Origin of the sequence: Bacillus sp. THAF10 (assembly GCF_009363695.1) — a bacterium.
Lineage (GTDB): Bacteria > Bacillota > Bacilli > Bacillales > Bacillaceae_I > Sutcliffiella_A.
Genome location: NZ_CP045403.1, coordinates 2,637,431 through 2,657,801 on the forward strand (window position 1 = coordinate 2,637,431; position 20,371 = coordinate 2,657,801).

Sequence of the window (20,371 nt, forward strand, 5' to 3'; positions counted from 1 at the left end):
GTAGTTTAAGATACAGACTGCCGAATAGTTGTTTTCCTATTAGATGAAAGCTTCTGTAGTGCAGACTCATTGTAACCAACAATTAGTTTATTATCTGATGTAATGATAGGCCTTCTTAAGAGCTTTGGTTCATCAATCATGATTTTTATCAGCTCTGATAAAGATAGATCGTTAACATCTAAACCAAGTTCTTTAAAAGTTTGGCTACGTGTTGCCAAAATTTCATCCATCCCTTCTGTTGTTAAAGAAAGGATATTCAGCATTTCTTCCTTGGAAGGAGTTTCTCTAAAAATGTGTTTTTCCTTAAACTGGATATTATTTGCTTTTAACCATTTTTTTGTTTTTCTGCAGGATGTACAACTTGGGTAACTGTAAAAAATGATTTCATTCATCATACTTACCTCCCCTATTTTTATCCGAAACATGTTGCGTTGAATTTATTGTATATCATCTGTATAACTTTTGTACAGTATTTTGTATAATATTTTTTGAACATTTTTTCACCTACGAATTTATGCCCTGTAGTCGCAGTATTTTGTTATAATATATCTTGTATGCATAAACTGCATAAACTTTGTACAACTGGAGAAAAATGTACTTATCTTGCAATCGTCACAAACTCGAAACAAACGCTTATTTACAAGTAAAGCGCTGTTACATTATAATAGGAAAGTGACAAGCATAAGGATTAGTGCGTAAGGAGGGGATACATATGGATCGTATGTACCGTGTAATGGGTTTCTGGACGGGGATTTTTGCCGTTATGTTCTATCTTGGCCACATGACGCAAACATCTTTACTATTCTTCGGACAAACGGTATTCTTCATTTTATTAAGTTATCTTAAGCTATCTGAACGTATGTACATCTATATTTTCGGAGCGTATTTGACAATTTTCTTTGTTGCCTTCTCTTATTGGACAACATTTATGATGGTACCAGGTGGAAATGGTGGACATTAAACATACGTAGTTTCACAATAAAAAGCGATTGACTTTGATGTCAATCGCTTTTTATTGTCTTCCACCCATCAGTTCCTTTCTCATGAAGCATGACACAAAAAGAGTTGCTCCAGCTACTGTCCATGATTAGTGATCTAATCGCTCTATTCTGCTTGCTTTTTTCAGAAAATGGATTAGAGTCTTGATTTTCCTGCAGGTAGTCAAGGATTCCTGCTGCGATTAGAAATTCTCCTTGTCTCATGGTACAAACATGACTAAAGCTTGACTTAATGAAACACTCCTCCAATGCATCTAAGTGTATGTGAGAGGTTAAATCCATCTCAGAGGGATATCTCAATGGGTTTGCTATCATGCTGTGATGATAGTACCCGCGAAGGCTTCCATTCTTTAGCTCTTGATTTGTTAACTCTTGAAAACGGTACCCATAATCTACGGTTATGATGGTGCCTGCTTCTAACCATTGGCCAAGAATTTCAGCATACATCTTCATTGCAAGAGGTATCTCCATACGCTGACCTTCTGTAAGTTCTACATTGTATTCAGACAAATAAGCTAAAATATCGTCATTTTCAAGTGGACTTTTTATTTCAGTCAATTTGCCGCTTTCATCTACTGAAACAAAAACCTCCTTCAATCCTTCATCTGTATATTCAATCACATGAACTGGTAATGCATCAAAAAGCTCGTTTGAAAAAACGATTCCTTTTCTAGCATGCTTCGGTACATCCTCTAATCCAGAGGTATAAATGATAGGTGCTGAATTTGGGATATGATGTCTCTGAAGCTGGATATGATATGGACTTGTTTCCACCATCACATAGCTCATACGTTTGTATATCTCTTTATCAAGTATTTCAACTTCCTCTAGAAACTGTTTAGCAAACCGACCATTGCCACCACCTATTTCAATGAAAAACGGGTCTAAGCCAGTATCCACTATATATTGGACAAACAACTTGGCAAACACTTTCCCAAAGATAGTGTGAACATTGCTAGTAGTAAGGAAATCGCCTTTACCCCCAACCTTCTCTTTTTCCTTCATATAATAGCCTTCAATGGGGTGATATAGCACTGTAATCATATACTCTGCATAATCTATTTTTCTTGTTGGAGTATGATGAATTTTTTCAAGCAAAAAATGAGGAATCATTCCCTAAAACCCATTAAGAAACGGATTGCTATCCATTTCTTTTTCAATTGTCGTTGTCATGCCGTGACCAGAAAGAACCGTTGTTTCTTCTGGCAGAGAAAGGAGCTTATCATGAATGCTCCGTATAAGCTGATCATGATTTCCTCCTGGCAAGTCCGTTCTGCCTATACTGCCTGCAAAAAGGGCATCACCAGCAAAAACAAGCTTTTCTTTAGCGTGATAATAACTAACGCTTCCAGGAGAATGACCCGGGGTGAAAAGAATGTCCAATTCAAAATTCGATATCTTCAGTTTCCCTTCTTCCTTAATTAAGATATCTGCTGGACCTGCTTTAATCGCTCCTAGTTGGAAAAACTGGGATCCATTCAGGCTTGGGTTCATTAGCCATTCTTTTTCTTTCTTATGTAAATACACTGGAATACCCCATCTATCTCTAACTGCATCTACCGCACCGATATGATCGAAGTGAGCATGTGTTAGGAGGATTGCTAGTGGCTTCCATGATTTTTCCTCTAAGTACGTATTTAATGCTTCTCCCTCACTACCTGGATCAAACACCAAACATTCCTTCTGGTCATTAATAAGTATGTAAGCATTTGTTTGTAGAGGTCCCAGTGGTAACTGCGTCCATTTCATTTTTTTCCACACCTTTCCATCAAGTGTATTGAAGTATCTATTCATTTATTTTACACTATGTAAAAGAACATGAGAAACGAAAGGAAACCGCTGATGAAAACAATGTATGGGTTAGAAATACAATGTGGGGAAGATCAGCCCCAATATTTTCAAAACCTCCTTCTGCAAATGAGGGAAACAGCAAGTATTTTTGATGAAGATGAAAATCTCTTGATAACCGATTCTGCTATCGAAGCGAAAGTAGTAAAGAACCTTCTCGCTGGCCGTTGTATTCTAGAAGAAACCTATTTTCTTTCATTTCTTGAAAATCCCTTAACAACTGCTTTGTTCACAGATTATGGCTTCCAAACGAAAAATAATCATTTTTTTCTTTATCAGGATATGATTGCTGCGTTTCGAATTGAAAGTGGGAAAAAAGAGGATATTGAAATGGCACTTATCCAATTTGAGGAATGTTTCATTGCAATTGAGGAACATTATAAGAAATTATATTATGTTGATAAAGAAAGCAAGGAATATATTATGAAAGTGTCCAAGGCTTATGACATAGAAGTGTCATTTTTTGACCTCGACAAATAATAGGAAAACCTTTAAAATGAAGATGGAGTGTAATGTACTATTACATATTTTTTATTTTCAAATCTTTTTAACAACAATAGAATAAACACGGAAAGGGGCGTTAACCTTGCCATTAGTAATTATTTTTGGACTAGTTACATTGTTAGCAGCATTTGGACTTGTCCGTTCCTTAAAGGAGAAAAACCTACTTGCCATTCTATTTGCTCTAGGTACTGTAGTTGTGTTTGGCGCATTCACAGTAGCAACCGTTATCACTCACGGATACCCAGTAGCTCACTAAAAACAAAAAAAGAAGAGGTTGTTCAGTAAAGTCATGTACGTGACACCTGAACAGCCTCTTTTTTTTATGGCTGTTTTCGTAAACTTTGTTGCTACTGCATATAGTTGAGTGTCCCGTATTCAACATTGCTGTCGTGCTCTTTTCGTAGAGTAATTTTTATGATTGCGGCGACTTTTCTTCGAATAATGACTGGAAAAAATCTTAAAGCCTACTTTTTAGCAACAATCTTTTAGAAAAGAGCCTTTTTTAAAAACCTTTTTCCCACTAAAGAATATACTAATGAATAATGGGTAAACTTGTGGATAATGCTTGCTAGGAATGAGGTGGATGGGAGATGGCTGTTAAATTAGTCTGCGGAAGCTGTTATGGAATCGGAAAAAAGAAGCTTGGTGTCTTACCTTTCTATAAGAAATGTGGAAAATGCAATGGGCAAGGACGTCTGACACGAGGATTACCGTTATCTTAAAAATGCCGAACAGTATAGACTGTCCGGCATTTTTTATTACGTTCTATTCCGTTTTGTCTCTACTGCTCTGAGCTTATCTTCCATTTGGACACTTTTATCGCGCCGGTCATCAATCCGGATATTGGTTGCAACTCGGTGTAGCCCCTTTTGAAATGGAGCTTCATGAATAACTTGCACAACATGCAATAGGGTTGGAAGTTCTCCTTCAATAATGGTACTCATGGGAGTTAGCTTGTAGTTTATTTTCCCTTCGTTTTTAAAACCCTCTAAAATTTCTTGAATGTCTGCAACATAATCGCTTACACTTGGTCCATTTGTACCAATTGGTATTACTGTAACATCTACAATAGCCAATTACGACGCCTCTTTCTATGTTAGTTTTACTAATTCTACTTGTTCTTCCTCTGAAAGAAGAAGTAATCGTTCCAATTGATAGCCATATAGACAATATTGTCCATTTGGAGAAAAACGAATAGGTTTATTTTCCAGCTTATTCTTTATTATTTGAGAAGACCCTTCTTCCATATTAAAAGACATGAGCTTGAAATCTCCAGTAAAGCTATCCATGCTTCCACCGCTAGATGGAACAATCATAAAATAATATCCGTTTGCAAAGTCATTGTAAGGAATGTGGTAATTGGAATACATCGTTAGTATAGGTAAATGTGTAGTGTAGATTTGCACCATGTCAGGAAGCCGATAAAACGTATAGGCTGCCATTGACTCTTGTTCATTTACATGTCCCAATGTAACAAGCATATTCTCAAAGCTTTGAAACATTACCATTTGATCTTCTATTACAACTTTTTCATTTTTAGTGATCGTCTTTTTATACAAAGGAGCTGTTAAGCTGGGATTCCTTTCATCCCAACCTAAATAACCTATTTCCTTTTCAGATAACCATTGAACAAAAGGATCATTTGCTTCCATTTCTACCATATTTCCTGTTTCTGTTTCAAGCAGGGAAGTAGTATAAGTCCAGTCTTCTTGGAAAGAAGACGCTATGATCTCATTCCCTGTAAATGGGTTCCATGAAAACACAAGATCGGTTGAACCATCAAATTCCCAGCTAGCCACTTGTTTGCCTTTTTTGTTTAGAACCGTTAATGACCCTTTTGCAAATCCAGGAGAGGTCCGTACAGCAAACAAGCTGAAATCTTTGTTAGCGGTAACTGAAATAACTTGCTCTTCTGTTTGAAAAAAGGCATAGGTCTCACCTGTAAACAAATGAAAAGCATTTACAACTGAACCTTGTTCATGTTGTTTTATATACAAAATGGTCTCATTGTCTAACCATTCCGCAACAGTATTGAAAGTACCTGCATCTTCCATTATTTTTTTGATTTGATTGCCATGAAAGAAAGAAGAAGTGAAAGGTTTTTCTTTTTCTTGTTCGGGAAGTGATGGTGCATTCGTAACATCCACGGGGTGTGAAGAAGGTTGACAGCCTGAAAAAATCGAAAACAAAAGTATTACTAAAACAGCATACACTACTTTTTTCATGGCATCCCTCCTCTTCTTCTATCTAACTACGATTATGAGGCAGGAAAGGTTTCATGACAAGAAAAAAAATGCCAATATTCCTATAGTAATATTTTCATAGTCATTTATACATATAGGGCAGCAATGAAGATGCCTAACGTTTTTTTATAAATGGTGTCATATTGAGAAAGAGGCAAAGGATTAATTCCTCTTCCCAGTTCTAACGTAAAACCAGGCTTGCGAAATTCTTGAATAAACCAATCCTTGAAGCCCGCATGACTATCAACATATCGAACGCTTTTGTACGTACTTACCCGCTCAAACTCTTCTGCCATTTTTTCTGACTCTTTAGGCTCGAATCCTTCATAGCCCCAATAAAATTCTTCACCTTGCGTGTGTACGGCGATTACCATATCGAAGTCTTCTGCTCTTGTTAATGCCTCCATTGCCTTTGCCTCCGGTTCTGTTAGTGGTGAGAAACCAGGAAAATCTCGAGGAGAAGGTGTTTTTTCTTCTTTTCTATTTTTTTCAATTTCCCAATTTGCAGGAAAATGTTTATTCAAATCTATTCCTCTAATATTTGCTTTCCAGTTAAGAAAGTCCGGTTTGTCTATATTTATTTCTGTAACTAATTTTTCAAAAGGAGAATGAACAGGTGGACCATTTAATACTAAGTCCACTCCATCGGGGTTCACCATTGGGACAATGGAAATGGTTGCCTGATGATACAGACTCATAGCTGATACCCCTCTAATGGTTTCTCCTTTTGTTAGTGCAAGAAGATAGTCCTGTAAAAGATTCATCGTCACAGCAGAGGTAATCCATTCATTGGCATGAAAACTTGCATTCCAATGAATTTTTTTTGTACCCATTCCTATTTTTAGTTGATATATCGGATTATTCAAAACAGATTGTCCGATAGAATTACATTTAACAAAAGGAAATATTCTTACTAATTCCTTGATATCTTGTTCTAGGGCAGCGGAATCATAGTGCTTTTTCGTGGTTAAAAATGCCTTTTTAACTTTCATCGGCATTCTTATTTCATCTTCTATATTCAGCTGGGCTAAGCTCATATTTTGGTTTAATAGATATAGTGTATCAAGTGGCAATCCAAACTCGTTTGCTATGGATTGCACTGTATCCCCTTGTTTGACTAAATATTTGGTTGACGTATATCCAGGAATGGCGATTTTTTGCCCTAATGCTTCCTTATCCTCTTTCTTCACATGAGGATTGGAATCCATCATCAATTCAAGTGGCAGCTTAAATAACGTGCTTATATACCAAAGCGAGTCCCCTCTTCGTGCATCAACCAACAAAGCGATCACCTTCCTTGCGTTGGAGTATCTAATCTACCTTATGGATGAAAAAAATAGTTTAGAACGCAAAAAAGGCAAAGCAAAACATAAAAAAAACGCTGAATGTACCATTACGAGGTACATTCAGCGTTCTTGATATTCCTATTCATCAAGCTTGGATTCATCCATTTGAATGGAAGTTCCATCATAGAAACGTAGCAGGTCACCATAGACAATTTCATCAGAGTATTGAAGCTCTTTTTTAGCTTTCTCTACATACGGTTCACAAGCAGATTGATCAATCGGCTCTTCTGTTTCTTTATCATAGCATTCATTTTTTGAATACACTAATTCATCGGTTACAAAGCTACCGTCACGGAAGACCACAAAGTCGCTTCTTTCTTCAGAGAACAAATCCTCTCCAAATTGGATATCGTTTTTGGTCTCCATTCCAAGCAAATGCTTGATGGTAGGCTTTAAGTCAACTTGACCACCAATTGTATCAAATTCCTTAGGGTTTTTATCTGTGACGCCAGGAATATGAACAAACATTGGTACACGTTGTAGTTGGGCACTTTCAAATGGGCGAATTTCTTTGTCAAGATATTGACCCATCGCTTCATTATGGTTTTCAGAAATACCATAATGGTCGCCATACATAATAATAATGGAATTTTCGTAAAGTCCGGCTGCTTTTAATTCTTCAAAGAAGACTTTTAACGACTCATCCATATATCTTGCTGTAGGGAAGTAGCGATTTAATGTTCTACTATTTGAATCAAATTCATCGATAAACTTATCCTCTTCATCCAATACAAATGGGAAGTGGTTGGTAAGTGTAATAAACTTAGCATAGAATGGTTGTTCAAGTTCCTTCATATGAGGAATGGATTGCTGGAAGAATTCAATATCCTTCAAGCCCCAGCCTACAGAGTTTTCTTCATTTACATCATAGCTTTCTATATCAAAGAATTGATCATAGCCTAAAGATTTGTACATCACATCACGATTCCAAAAGCTTTTGTTATTCGCATGGAATGTAACAGGTGTATAGCCTTCCTCTTTTATCTCGTTTGGAGTTGCTGTATGGAAATCATTTGTTCCATGTGTAAAGAATACAGCCCCACGTCCAACCGGATATAAGGAATTATCTAATAAGAATTCAGAGTCAGAAGTTTTCCCTTGCCCTGTTTGGTGATAGAAATTGTTAAAATAATAACTTTGATCTTTTAATTCATTTAAGAATGGGGTAATTGGCTCACCATTTACCTCATTATCAATAACAAAGCTTTGCATAGATTCCATCTTTACAATAATGACATTTTTACCCTTAGCAATGCCTTCGTAGTCTTCGTTTGGTTCTTTGTAGTTAGCGTTAATGTAGTTTTGAATTTCAGCAAGTTCACTGCCATCCGCCATTGCACGCTGCGCTCGCGTTTTCGTTTGTAGCACGGCATCATAGACGTGATAATTGTATGTTCCTAGGTTTTTCACAAGGATTTCACGGTCAAATGTACGTGTAAGCAATTGTGGTCTTTCTGTTTCAGCTAAACCAAGGTTAAAAAGAAAGATACCCACAATGGATAGAAAGTACATTTTACGTACTTTTGGTCTCCATGTTGACATATTGACAAATGCAGGTGTCCATTTTGCAATGACCACTAAAAGAATGACATCCAAAAACATTAACAGGTCTATAGGCTTCATAAGCTCTGTAATACTTCCACCAAGATCAGCCATGTTTCCTGATTGGAATAGCAAAGGGATTGTAATAAAATCGTTAAAGAAACGATAATAAACCGCATTTGCATAAAGAACAAAGGAAACGATAAAACTTGTGATAATTAAATATCGTTTCATGCCTTTTTCTTTAAAAAATAAACCTATTCCTGCAATTAATAAGATAAAGCTTAACGGATTAATAAACAAAATAAATTCTTGTTTTAGGGATTCAATTGTAATATTAAAGCTTGTTTTATAAACGATATAGGTTTTTACCCAAAGCAGCACAACTGCTATTAAGATAAATGGAACTTTTGATTTAAAGGCTTGCTTCATCTACATTACCTCCTTATAGCAACAGTCACGGAAGCTCTTCCTTTTATTATTCTTATAAGTATCTTATTAGATGTATTAAAAACAACTTTTTTAACTCGCCATTATTTTGACTAAAGCATATCTTAAAACTTTTTTAACAAAAAATCAATGGATAATTAATACTGTCTTCATAAATAAAAAGTAGAATGCTAGTATAGGCATCGTATTTGCGTCACATTACTTAGACGTTGTACAAGCAAAAAAGTTTCAACTAAAATTAATGTTTTTAAATTTAGAATATTCAAAACAAAGAGGCTTCTTCCATGAAGAAGCCTCTTTACTAGCATTATTCACGCTTCCTTCTATCTTTTTTACCCATAAGATAGAGAGCATAAACCACTTTTATAATTTCATTTTTGCAAGGTACGCTGCTCCAATAACCCCCGCGTCGTTACCTAACGTAGCCTCTGCAACCTTCACACCTACTTTAGTTCGTGGGAAAAGATGTTTCACAAAATGTTCACGAACTGGGTTTAAAAGCTTATCTCCAGCTTTTGAGACGCCGCCACCAATGACGATCTTCTCTGGATTCATGGCATTTGCTAAATTCGCAAGAGCAAGTCCAAGATAAGAAGAAACGACTTCGACAACTTTCATTGCGGTTTCTTCTCCTTTTGCGCTTTGGTCAAAAACAAGCTTTGCTGAAAGTCCCTCTAGGGCTGCTAGTTCTTCTAATTTGCTTCCAGGATTTTTCTCGATTAACTCTTTAGCAATTCTTACAATTGCCGTTGCGGAAGCCATCGTTTCCAAACATCCTGTTTTGCCACAATTACATGGTGCTCCACCTTCTGGTACAACTGTAATATGCCCTATTTCTCCACCAGCGCCATTAATTCCGTGAACGATTTCACCATTTGTTATAATACCACCGCCAACTCCTGTTCCAAGAGTCACACAAATTAAATCTTTCGATCCCTCTCCAGCACCCTTCCACATCTCACCGATCGCAGCTAGGTTTGCATCATTGTCCACAACAACTGGAAGTCCTGTTTCCACTTCTAGGAGGTCTTTTAGTGGATAGTTTTCCCACCCGAGGTTAATCGCTTCATAAATCAAGCCTGTTGCCATATTAACAGGACCTGGTGCGCCCATTCCAAGAGCCTTTAATTTAGATTTTGATTCACCTAATTCTTCCAACTTTTTATCGATTGCCTTTGCGATATCCGTTGTTATGTATTTTCCTTTTCCACTGATGTTTGTGACGATTTCCCATTTATGTACAATTTCCCCGTATTGAGAGATAAATGCCATTTTTATTGTCGTTCCACCTAAATCTACACCGACCAACCATTTATTATCCACTACTCTCACCTTTTCTTACTGTATTTTAGATAATTCTTTCCTCATAAGTATCATGGCAGATTGAAAGCTTTTTGCATCGAGCATGTTGGAGAGATAGAGTTCTCTTATTTCCTCTTCCATCATTTCAATGTCTGCCTTCTTATCACCTGTATAGACAAAGATACCAAAGTTTTTTAATAATTGTCTCACGTCATACATTGTGTTCATACTTTCACCTTTTCCTTGGTGTTTGTTCCATTTTTAGTATATCGGATTCATTAGTAACGTCAAGGATGATTGTGTGTAATACCGCTGTTGATTTTGGCGAAATGGCTCCGCGTCCTGCGGGGCCAATCAAAAAACAGCCCTATTATGGGCTGTTTTGGATTACCGATCCGGGTCTTCCGAGTGAAGGATGACTGGTCGGCGGTTTTTTAGTGGGATTGGCGATCGAATCAAGACATCTCTAAAGCCTCGATAATTGAACGGGATAAACGGCCAGAGATATGGTACTTTGTATGATTTCATCGACATTAGGAACAGCACAAGTCCCAGTAAACCTATCATAAAGCCAATCACACCGAAGAAGAAAGTTAATCCCAGCATAACAAACCTTATCAGTCTGTTGGCCAAGCTTAATTCATAGCTCGGTGTCGCAAAAGTCCCAATTGCTGCAATAGCTAGGTAAAGGATAATTTCAGGGACAAATAATCCTACCTTCACCGCAACATCTCCAATTAATATGGCGGCAACCAGACCTAGTGCCGTCCCTAATGATGTGGGGGTATGTATAGCGGCCATCCTTAGCATGTCCATTCCAACTTCAATAATGAGAATTTGCACGATCAAAGGCACCGTTCCTGTTTCACTTGGACCAACATAGGATAGCTGCTCTGGTAAAAGCTGCGTATTGGTTGCAAGAAGAAACCATAATGGAAGAATAAATATGGATGCCCATACTGCAAAAAATCGAACTAAACGCAAATATGCTCCTACAACAGGTTTATTTCGGTATTCCTCTGCATGTTGGAGGTGATGCCAAAACGTTGCAGGTGTAATAATAACACTTGGAGAATTATCAACGATGACAAGTACATGTCCTTCATAAAGATGGGCAGCAGCTGTATCAGGTCGCTCTGTAAATCTCACTGTCGGATAAGGATTCCAATGCCTTCCTCCAACAAATTCTTCGAGGGTTTTTTCCGCCATCGGTAAGCCGTCTGTATCAATATTCTCTAATGAAGATTTTATTTCTTCCACTAGCTTTGGGTCAGCGAGTTCATCAAGATAACATAAGCTTATATCTGTTTTTGACCTTCTTCCTACCTGTAAGTATTCCATTCTTAACGAACTATCTCTTACACGTCTTCTTATTAAGGCACAATTAAATACCATGGTTTCTACAAACCCATCCCGTGAACCACGAACCACTCTTTCCATATCTGGTTCTTCCGGACCCCTAACAGGATAGGTCCTAGAATCAATCACTACGGCTTCCTCTAATCCCTCAACTATGAGAACAGTCGGACCGGATAGTACCATATCGACGACATGCTCAAGGTCATCTGTTTTTTCAATCTCTACATATGGGATATATGTTTTTAACAATTTATCTAAGGGATGTTCTTCTAAATCCTCAGGAAGCAAATCCGAAAGAAATTTCATAAGGAAGAGCATGATGTCATCTTTGCCGAACCCGTCTACCAGGAACATGGTAATTTTTCTTCCTGCATAATGGAGATCAAGAGAGATTAAGTCAAAGCTTTTATCAACGGCCATTCTTTCCTTTAAATACCCAACGTCCTTGTCGAAATCCCCGGACATTTTCTTTTCTGGTTTGTGCCAGGTCATCATAAGCACCTCCTTATTCAGGCTTATCAAGAAAAACGAATTTCATTTATTCATTTTTTACCATTCGATCGTAAATCATGCACAAAAGTAAAGAGACTGCCAATCTTTTATGACAGTCTCCGTTAATCCATATCTAATTGTTTTCTTACTTCCGTTCTTACATTTATATAATTTTCTCCAGATGAATCTAACTCAATTGCTTTGTTGATTGAATCTAGTGCTTTTTCCCACTCTTCTTGCTTCACAAAAGCAAGAGATAGATTATAATGAGCTTCGTGCAAGTCTGGCTCTAGTGAAACTAACTTTTCTAATTGACGAATTGCTTCTTCAACTTTTCCCTCTTCTAAATTAATATACGATAAATAAAACAGCATTTGAGGAAAATTTTCTTCCTTGCCCTCTAAAGCTGAAAGGGTATTTCTAGCTTCTTGAAGATTACCTTCTTGAATTTGTTTTTCAGCTTGATTCAACAAAGCTGCAGGATTTTCTGCATGAAATCCTTGATTTAACATGAAGGTGGTGGCTCCAACGGCAATTACTAGCCCAAATAACCTGTGAAGATATTTTTTATGCTGTGGCAAATGTACAGTGGCTGATGCTAAAAATCCTCCAATAAGACCGCCAATATGACCTGCATTATCAATACCAGGAATGGTAAATCCAATCGCTAAATTTATCCCAATCAAAACAAGAATATTCGCTCCCATCGTACGGAAGAAAATCTTCGGATGAACGATACCAAGAAAAAGCAACGCTCCAAAGCAACCAAAAATTGCTCCCGATGCTCCTGCTGAAAGCGAAGGAGAAAATACAAAGCTTGCAAGTGAGCCTGAAAAGCCTGCAAATAGATAGATAATGAGAAAACGAAAGTTACCGTAAATCCTCTCAACGGCAACTCCTAAATAGAACAATGCCATCGTATTTAGGAGCAAATGGATCATTCCAATATGAAGAACGATGGGAGTAAAAAAACGCCACCATTCGCCTTCTAAGATGGCCTGATTAAACTTCGCCCCATATTTCACTAAAGTTTCAGGATTTTGGCTACCTCCATTTGTTTCCAAAATATAAAACATGATGAGATGAAAAAGAATAAAAATATAGGTGAAAAACGGTTTCCCTTGCTGAAAGAGCTGCTTTTCTTTATTGACCTTTTGCTGAGACGTCGTTAAAATGGTTTCTTTTAAATGAAAAATTTCCATTTCATCCATTTCTTTATAATTATCCACGTTCAGTTCTGTACCTATAAAGGAAGAAATTTGCGCAACTGACTGATCACGATTGCCCTCATGAAGAACGATAGATGACACGGTAACTTTGTTCTTTTCATAAGGGTCTTTTACTCGAAATTCCCAGTCATCTACAGGGGGATAGGTGCTTACATAGATATTTACAGCTTGTAAGCTTCTTTTACCGAGCTGTTTCTTAAATTCCACTACTTGCTGCGATACATATTCAAGGTCTCGTTGTAACCAGGTACTCCAATCAAGGTCATATCGATAGAGCCGTATGATAGGTGCCTTTTTATTGGAAAGTCCCTCTAACCATACTTCTTTTTGTTCAGATGATATATGTATAATTCGATAGTCTTTTTCTATCACTAGCTGTTGAACTAATTGCCAAAATATACTTTCTTGATTCAAAGGCTCACCTCCTAAGTCTTTTTATTTTAAATGTTATTAACTAAAATGTAAAAAAATAACGGCCTAGGATTCTCTCCTGGCCGATTAAAATTTTTAAATATGAAATCTAGTGGTAATTTGAGATAAAGAAGAGGATAAAACCCGTAATTTTTGACCGATGCTATTTATGTATTCGATTTGAGAAACCTGATTCTCTCCTGCAAGTAACATTTCCTCAGAGCTTGCGGATGTTTCCTGAGATACAGACAAAAGTCCATCTGCCGCATTTTCTAAATTTGGTAAAATATCTTCCCATTGCTTTAGGTCATTATCTACACTCGTAAGTTTCAGATGAACCGTAGCCATTTCTTTTAATAATTCATGAAACACCAATTTTGAATTTTTCGCTGTTTCAAGGTTCGTTTTCATTTTCATGTGCATCTCTTCAAATTCTTGAGCTGCAGAAAAAGTAACTCCCTCCATGTTGCTAATAGAATTAGTTATCTCTTCCGTGGCAGAAGATGCTTGGTCCGCAAGTATTCTTACTTCTTTAGCAACAACTGCAAAACCTCTACCAGCCTCACCCGCCCGCGCAGCTTCAATTGTTGCATTAAGCGCAAGCAATTTAGTCTGTTCGGAAATTCCTTTAATTAATCCAACCAAACTAGATATTGCTTTGGAATACTCTTTTACATTATTGATGGTTTTTGTAAATGTATCAAATTCATCTTTAAAGCTTGTGATATTTCCAATTAATGAATCTATATTTTGTTTTCCAATTTCTCCTGAGTCCTTCATGCTATTTGCGCTCAAAAATAAATCCTTCATTTTTGTTTGCATCTGGACAATTTGCTCTTTCATTTCTTTAAAATGACTAACACTTTCCTCAGAGCTTGCAGCAGTTTGGACAGCACCATCCTTCACCATTTGAACAGAGGATATGAGTTGGTGGGTAGACACCAATGATTCTTCTGAGGAGGTACCTAATTCACTTCCCGTTTCTTTTAGTTGAGTGGTAGTTTCCTTCAAACTTTCAATAATATCTTTCATTTGATCCATCATCGTGTTATAGCTTTTATGTAAGGAAGTTAATTCAGGTATGGTGCTGTGTATATCGTTAATCGTATTTAAATTTCCATTCCTTCCTGCTCTCATCGTCTCTTGTAAAATGGACAAAGGCTTAGTAATGGTTCGGACAAATAGCATCGTCAAAGCTACAAAGAGTAAAAAACTAATGAAGATGGTACCTATTGTGAAGTAGCCCATTTCATGAACAGGACCAAAATAAGTCCTAGTAGGAATAATTAATCCATACACACCATTTATTTCTGAAATATTTTTATAGCTTATCGTATAAGAAATTCCATCTATATTCGTTTGCAGAACACCGTGTTCATTATCTAACATGTCATTGACGATAGAGTCTGGTATTTGCGGCAATTGATTTTCACTTACTTGATAAGGAGTGACTACCCCATTTTCGAGGTGAAAAAATTGTGAAAGAATGCCATCACTTTCAAGTTTTTCTTTTTGAACTCGGACATTTACTTCTAACTGCTGCTTAAAATAATCCGTATCACTTACATACATAAATTGCAATGATTCTGCAATGTAATCCATTAGTTCCGTTTCTCTAAGTAATCGTTTTTCCAGACTATCGGTAGTCATATCTTTTGCTTTAAAATAGGCACTCGCCCCCACGATGAGAATAGAAATAAGAAAGATTGTAGAGAAAAGTAAAAGCAATCGTGAGCCTAAGTTTACTTTTTTTATGAGTGTATGATACCTATTTCTAAGCTTTTGAAGATTAATTTTCAAGCAAGTGTCCCCCTGTCTCATGTACCTTTCGACAAGAATATTACAGGAAAAATATTAACGTATTGTAAATTTAATGTAATTTTTGTAGATAATATAGAAAAAGGGCCGAAAAAATTTCTTCCGGCCCGAATTATTATAGATTATCCTCTAAAAACAGAGTGCATAAAGCGGTCTCTCACAAATGGAATGTCCAAGCCGAATGCAACGACAAATCGTCTGATACTGCTCACACCTAAAATATAATTTAGGATTTTGTAGCGGCTTTTGTATATGGCGTATGACCCTACTGATATCAGAAATATCCTTAATAAAAATCCCATTATCATCCCTCCTGTTATTATTCTGCTTAAAAAAGAAAAAAACATGCTTGAAAGACATGCTTTTATCAACATTAAATTAAAATAGAAAAAAACAAGGCTGCTAGACTTGTTAGAGCGATAGCGGATACATTGACAGCGTCATTTGTCATCAGGGATAAGCCTCTTGTTCTTGTTGATGGTACGTTGCAATGCGATTTATTTTCTATGACCTTTCCACAAACCTCACAGCGGTACTGAGCTTGTAATGTAGCGCCTAGAATCGTATCTAAAAAACATCCTGCAACCCCTGAAATCACAATCAGAAGAACATCAGAAAGAGTTATAGACTGAAAAAACGCATAGGAGAATACAGCAATAAGAGCTGAACCTGCGATAGCTGCGAAGGTCCCTAACACCGAGACCGCTCCAGAAGTCCCTCTTTCCACTTTCCTCCAAGAAAAAAATGAGACCGGTAACCTTTTGCTTAATGATCCAATTTCTGATGCCCACGTATCTGCATTCGCAACCGCTATACTAGTAACAAAGCCAAACACCCAATATTCTGAAGGAAAGAAATAATGTAACACACCAAATAATCCAGGAACCATGCCATTGGCAAACACTTGAATGATATCCCGTTTCGAACCTTTACCATGCAATTCTTCCATCGTTGCTTTTTTTCGTTTCTTAAACTTACTCCAAAAGCTAGAACTAACGAAAAACACACCAATTAATAGAAGACCATATCCATTGAAGCCAATGGCAATCAAAATGCCGATTATGATCGTTCCAAATGCTCCTGATGACGAAAGTGCCTTTAAGTAAAAACCACCGATTGCCAAACAGACAATTCCTAAGAATAGAACAATACTATTTTCTAATAATGGTGTCATACTCGCCCTCGTTCGTCATTATTTTATGTACTGGTATATCGTAGTTCTCTTTTGGAACTTGGTTCACTATTTGTTCCTGAAATGCCAAGGCAAATTTATGTCCAGTGAAGTCTATCAAGAAACGATCATAATAGCCTCCACCAAAGCCAATACGGTACCCGGCAGTATCAAATATCAATCCAGGAACCAGCAGCATGTCCATCATATTTTTACCCATCGGCGCTGTCTCTTCCACAATCGGTTCTTTTAAGCCAAAATAGACTGTTTCCAATTGGTGAAACCCCTCAATGGAAAAGAATGTCATCTCTTTATTTTTGGGATAACATTTTGGCACAGCGACGCGTTTACCTTCTCCCCAAGCAGCTTCTATAATATTTTTCGTATCGACCTCAGGAATTCTAGATATTGTAACTCCTATGGTAGCAGCATTCTTCCACTCTTTTGAAGTAAAAAATCTCTCCTGGATCATTTTTGATTTTAGTTCATATTCCCTTTGACTAATCGTACTTAGCCTAGCTTTCATTTGCTGTCTCATTTGCTCTTTCACGCTCATCAATACACCACTCCCTGTTGTTTCTTCCGATTTAAAGATACCAAATTCACACTCGAAAAACTATGTTGATATAAAAAGTCGACTTGTTCTTAAAAAAAACTGGATTTCATGAAAAATAAGTGATACTATAGTAAGGTCTGAATGGAAAGTTTTTATGTTTGGAGGGATAATGATGCGCGTTAACGTAACTTTAGCTTGTACTGAAACTGGAGATCGTAACTATATTACTACTAAAAATAAACGTAACAACCCAGATCGTCTTGAGCTTAAAAAATACAGCCCAAGATTGAAAAAAGTAACTGTACACCGTGAAACAAAATAAGCAGCCAGGATTTTCCTGTCTGCTTATTTTTTTTGCCCATTACCGGACAGATTCATGTGTTTTATAATCTTCTCTCATAGGAAGCTTTACCCTATTGGCTAGCAAGTCATACTGCGCTTGCCAATAATCCTCATGGCAGCCAATATCCTTCCAATATCCAGAAGCTTTATAACCGAACAAGCTCATTTCATTTTTAATTAGCTTAGGAAAAATGTCTTTACTGAAATCATATTCGATGTCATTTTTCATTAAACAAAAAATGGAAGGGTCCACAATATAGATACCTGTATTAACTTTTTTGCTGAAGCTTGCATGCTGCTTAGGCTTTTCGATAAACTTTGTAACTTGACCATGATAATCTGTTTTCATGACTCCGAACTTTTCTGTCTTTCTTACTTCCTTCATAAAGATTGTAAAAAGCGAATGTTTCTTTCGATGAAACGCTACTCCAGCCATTAAATCAAAGTCAGTTAGTGCATCTCCACTTATTACGATAAAGGGATCTTTTAAAAGATGTTCAGCATTTTTCACACCCCCTGCTGTCCCGAGAGGTGTCTGTTCTTCCAAGTAAGTTATATTAACCCCCCACTTTGAGCCATCTCCAAAATAATTCTTAATTCTTTCCCCCATATATTGAAGCGTAACGATGATCTCTTGGATTCCTTGTGCTTTTAAAAGCTGAAGGCTATATTCCATGACAGGCTTATTTAGTAATGGTACGAGAGGTTTTGGAAGCCTGAGTGTTAAGGGATTCAACCTTGTTCCCCTACCTCCAGCTAAAACAACAGCTTTCATGTCCTTATCCCTCCTATTTAATAGAAGAAGCCGTTTTGCAAAATGACCAATAAACTGATTCCGTCTGTTTTCTCACATCATCCCATCGATAACATTGCTCGGCTCTTTGACGAGCATATTTCCCTAAAGCGATACAATGTTCCTTGTTATTCAATAAATAAAGCAACCTATCTGCAAGTTCTTTTTCCACTCCTGGTGAAAAAAATAATCCTGATTTACCTTCTTCTATTATCTCAACCAAACCACCTGTTTTAGCCGCTAAAATCGGTTTCCCTGTAGCCATCCCCTCTAGTGCAACGATTCCAAATGGCTCATAGAGACTTGGAATAACGAGAATATCGCAAAGCTTTAGCATCGTCGTCTTTTCATGATCATGAAGAAAGCCTACAAACAAAAAGTGTTCTTCAAGATCTTGCTCCCTAACTAACATCCTGTAGAAGGAAAGCAATGGACCATTTCCTGCAATGACATACTTTATGTTGTGGCCACTTTTTTTTAGAAAAGAGGCCGCTTTAATAAGAGTATCTACTCCTTTTTCAGGCACAAGCCGTCCAAGGAATAAAATTATCTTATAATCGTGATATTTTTGAATAAATGTCTTTAAACTATCACTTTCCACAGAAGAAAGCTCCACTCCATTTGGGATAACACAAACATTCTGAGAAGTAATTCCTTTCTCCAGAATCTCTCCCTCCATATAACTACTACAAACAATAAGCTCGTCAGATTCCGTTATTAACAACTTTTCTTTTTTATCGATTTGCTGTTGTATCTTTTTTTCCAGATTACTTCTGCCATTTTCCAATGCATGTATGGTTGTGATCAATGGTAGATTTGCTATCTTCTTTAGATACCTTGCTGCCGATCCCACCTGCCAATCATGGGCGTGAATCAAGTTAAATTCCTGCTGAGGAAGTAAAGTCATGACAAGCTCGACTAATTTCATATTAATCTGAGAATTATACAGGTGAAATCCCTTATATATTGGTGAAAATTCATCTGTGCGGTAAACCGTGACACCGTCTACCTCTTCCTGCCTTGGAGCACCATATACGCCATGAGTTACCACTGTTACTTTGTGACCTGCTACAGCAAGCTGTTTGGACAACTCCAATACATGTCTTCCAAGCCCTCCTTGTATGAATGGAGGATACTCCCATGAAAGCATAAGGATACTTAAACACCTATTTTCGACCTGTTGAATGGAACGCTTTTCTTTTACATGCAATCTTTCTACAGGAGGAGAGATTTGTGAGGGTTGTGATTCCTCACCAATATAATAGCTATACACGGATAAATAATCGTGTAAGTCAGCACTGTCAGCAAATCTGATTTCCCTCCATGAAGTAGACCAGCCTTCCTTCTGTTCGGATAATCGTATTTCAGTTTCGGAGTATAAAAGTGGAATAAACTCTTCCCCTTCCCCAACACCGATTTCAACAAGAAGAACAGAACCTGGAATAGTTTCTGTAAATCTTAAATTACCACTGTGGTTCTTGTCCTTAATTTCCAAAAAATATCCTAGACCTTCCTCTTTTTTCATTTTAGCTACTAACCTAATTGTTAAGGTCTTACATTCACCATGAATGAAGGCACAACAATCAAATCTCCAACCATAGATAGACCAGGTGATTTCAATATCACCTTTCTCCAGTTCTCTTACTAGAAGAAATTCCGATTGTTGCTTTTTTTCTTCCATAAAAATATGCCTCCGCTCTTCACCTTTCTTTCATCTTACATCCGTATTCTATATTCCACAACAGCCGGTTTTTGTCGTCTTTTGTTCTATTTTTATAGATTGGGTAATTAGGCTCATAAGAACTTATAAAATGTTTCCACAAGAAAAACCAATGATTCTTTATGTCCGTTGTCATAAAATGTTCACAAAATAGTCAAAGGTTTCTATGTAATTTGTCGAAAGACTATTTTTCCATGTCTCCACCTATGATATAAAATAGAAGAGAAACTTTTATTGAGGTGACAAA

22 protein-coding genes are annotated in these 20,371 nt (G+C 37.0%); 5 read left to right on the plus strand and 17 right to left on the minus strand.

Annotated features, from left to right (window positions below):
- Window positions 1-5: 5 nt before the first annotated feature.
- A complete protein-coding gene (locus tag FIU87_RS13855) occupies window positions 6-392 on the minus strand; it encodes a Spx/MgsR family RNA polymerase-binding regulatory protein (protein ID WP_152446574.1) in 387 nt (128 codons plus the stop codon).
- Window positions 393-712: 320 nt separating this feature from the next.
- Between FIU87_RS13855 and FIU87_RS13860 the strand changes: the two genes are divergently transcribed.
- On the plus strand, window positions 713-961 hold the full coding sequence (locus FIU87_RS13860) for a DUF2626 domain-containing protein (RefSeq protein ID WP_152445138.1): 249 nt from the start codon (window positions 713-715) through the stop codon (window positions 959-961).
- A gap of 40 nt (window positions 962-1,001) precedes the next feature.
- Here the strand turns inward: FIU87_RS13860 and FIU87_RS13865 are convergent, their stop codons facing one another.
- Both FIU87_RS13865 and FIU87_RS13870 read right to left on the minus strand, forming a co-directional pair.
- Window positions 1,002-2,096: a class I SAM-dependent methyltransferase gene (locus FIU87_RS13865; RefSeq protein ID WP_216647476.1), complete on the minus strand. Its 1,095-nt coding sequence runs from the start codon at window positions 2,094-2,096 to the stop codon at window positions 1,002-1,004.
- Window positions 2,097-2,114: 18 nt separating this feature from the next.
- Window positions 2,115-2,747, minus strand: a complete 633-nt coding sequence (locus tag FIU87_RS13870) for an MBL fold metallo-hydrolase (protein WP_152445140.1) — start codon at window positions 2,745-2,747, stop codon at window positions 2,115-2,117.
- A gap of 69 nt (window positions 2,748-2,816) precedes the next feature.
- On the opposite strand from FIU87_RS13870, the gene FIU87_RS13875 reads away from it, so the two are divergent.
- The 3 genes from FIU87_RS13875 (at window position 2,817) to FIU87_RS21575 (ending at window position 4,072) form a co-directional block, all read left to right on the plus strand.
- Window positions 2,817-3,326 (plus strand): hypothetical protein, encoded by a 510-nt coding sequence (locus tag FIU87_RS13875; RefSeq protein WP_216647477.1) that lies wholly within the window; start codon window positions 2,817-2,819, stop codon window positions 3,324-3,326.
- A gap of 106 nt (window positions 3,327-3,432) precedes the next feature.
- Complete coding sequence (locus FIU87_RS13880) at window positions 3,433-3,606, plus strand: DUF2759 domain-containing protein (RefSeq protein WP_152445142.1); 174 nt, start codon at window positions 3,433-3,435, stop codon at window positions 3,604-3,606.
- A 334-nt stretch (window positions 3,607-3,940) separates the two neighbouring features.
- Window positions 3,941-4,072 carry a hypothetical protein gene (locus tag FIU87_RS21575; RefSeq protein WP_301538629.1) on the plus strand — a complete coding sequence of 44 codons (132 nt, stop codon included), beginning with the start codon at window positions 3,941-3,943 and terminating at the stop codon, window positions 4,070-4,072.
- A gap of 36 nt (window positions 4,073-4,108) precedes the next feature.
- Here the strand turns inward: FIU87_RS21575 and FIU87_RS13885 are convergent, their stop codons facing one another.
- The 12 genes from FIU87_RS13885 to FIU87_RS13940 form a co-directional block, all read right to left on the minus strand.
- Complete coding sequence (locus FIU87_RS13885; protein ID WP_152445143.1) at window positions 4,109-4,426, minus strand: MTH1187 family thiamine-binding protein; 318 nt, start codon at window positions 4,424-4,426, stop codon at window positions 4,109-4,111.
- A gap of 15 nt (window positions 4,427-4,441) precedes the next feature.
- Window positions 4,442-5,575, minus strand: coding sequence for a YqgU-like beta propeller domain-containing protein (locus FIU87_RS13890; RefSeq protein ID WP_152445144.1), 1,134 nt, complete (start codon window positions 5,573-5,575; stop codon window positions 4,442-4,444).
- A 104-nt stretch (window positions 5,576-5,679) separates the two neighbouring features.
- The gene (locus FIU87_RS13895; RefSeq protein ID WP_367643891.1) at window positions 5,680-6,873 is read right to left on the minus strand and encodes a M14 family metallopeptidase; all 1,194 of its coding nucleotides are present in this window, start codon (window positions 6,871-6,873) and stop codon (window positions 5,680-5,682) included.
- Between the two features lie 144 nt (window positions 6,874-7,017).
- Window positions 7,018-8,913: an LTA synthase family protein gene (locus FIU87_RS13900; protein ID WP_152445146.1), complete on the minus strand. Its 1,896-nt coding sequence runs from the start codon at window positions 8,911-8,913 to the stop codon at window positions 7,018-7,020.
- A 381-nt stretch (window positions 8,914-9,294) separates the two neighbouring features.
- Entirely contained in the window at window positions 9,295-10,254 is a 960-nt protein-coding gene (locus tag FIU87_RS13905; protein ID WP_152445147.1) for an ROK family glucokinase, read from the minus strand.
- A gap of 15 nt (window positions 10,255-10,269) precedes the next feature.
- The gene (locus tag FIU87_RS13910) at window positions 10,270-10,461 is read right to left on the minus strand and encodes a YqgQ family protein (RefSeq protein ID WP_152445148.1); all 192 of its coding nucleotides are present in this window, start codon (window positions 10,459-10,461) and stop codon (window positions 10,270-10,272) included.
- A 159-nt stretch (window positions 10,462-10,620) separates the two neighbouring features.
- Window positions 10,621-12,084, minus strand: a complete 1,464-nt coding sequence (locus tag FIU87_RS13915; protein WP_152446575.1) for a spore germination protein — start codon at window positions 12,082-12,084, stop codon at window positions 10,621-10,623.
- A 122-nt stretch (window positions 12,085-12,206) separates the two neighbouring features.
- Window positions 12,207-13,727 carry a rhomboid family protein gene (locus FIU87_RS13920; protein ID WP_152445149.1) on the minus strand — a complete coding sequence of 507 codons (1,521 nt, stop codon included), beginning with the start codon at window positions 13,725-13,727 and terminating at the stop codon, window positions 12,207-12,209.
- Between the two features lie 93 nt (window positions 13,728-13,820).
- Complete coding sequence (locus FIU87_RS13925; RefSeq protein ID WP_253905422.1) at window positions 13,821-15,524, minus strand: methyl-accepting chemotaxis protein; 1,704 nt, start codon at window positions 15,522-15,524, stop codon at window positions 13,821-13,823.
- Window positions 15,525-15,664: 140 nt separating this feature from the next.
- The gene (locus FIU87_RS13930; RefSeq protein WP_152445151.1) at window positions 15,665-15,844 is read right to left on the minus strand and encodes a hypothetical protein; all 180 of its coding nucleotides are present in this window, start codon (window positions 15,842-15,844) and stop codon (window positions 15,665-15,667) included.
- 71 nt (window positions 15,845-15,915) lie between these two features.
- Window positions 15,916-16,716: a DUF92 domain-containing protein gene (locus tag FIU87_RS13935; protein WP_152445152.1), complete on the minus strand. Its 801-nt coding sequence runs from the start codon at window positions 16,714-16,716 to the stop codon at window positions 15,916-15,918.
- The gene (locus FIU87_RS13940) at window positions 16,694-17,269 is read right to left on the minus strand and encodes a 5-formyltetrahydrofolate cyclo-ligase (protein WP_253905423.1); all 576 of its coding nucleotides are present in this window, start codon (window positions 17,267-17,269) and stop codon (window positions 16,694-16,696) included. Before FIU87_RS13940 ends, FIU87_RS13935 begins: the two co-directional genes overlap by 23 nt.
- A gap of 172 nt (window positions 17,270-17,441) precedes the next feature.
- Here FIU87_RS13940 and rpmG point away from each other — a divergent pair, with 172 nt between their 5' ends.
- Window positions 17,442-17,591 (plus strand): 50S ribosomal protein L33, encoded by a 150-nt coding sequence (gene rpmG, locus FIU87_RS13945; protein ID WP_010194590.1) that lies wholly within the window; start codon window positions 17,442-17,444, stop codon window positions 17,589-17,591.
- A 39-nt stretch (window positions 17,592-17,630) separates the two neighbouring features.
- Here rpmG and FIU87_RS13950 read toward each other — a convergent pair whose 3' ends face one another.
- Both FIU87_RS13950 and FIU87_RS13955 read right to left on the minus strand, forming a co-directional pair.
- Window positions 17,631-18,386 (minus strand): nucleotidyltransferase family protein, encoded by a 756-nt coding sequence (locus FIU87_RS13950; protein WP_152445153.1) that lies wholly within the window; start codon window positions 18,384-18,386, stop codon window positions 17,631-17,633.
- Between the two features lie 13 nt (window positions 18,387-18,399).
- Window positions 18,400-20,085 (minus strand): glycosyltransferase family 4 protein, encoded by a 1,686-nt coding sequence (locus FIU87_RS13955; protein ID WP_152445154.1) that lies wholly within the window; start codon window positions 20,083-20,085, stop codon window positions 18,400-18,402.
- Window positions 20,086-20,371 lie beyond the last annotated feature (286 nt).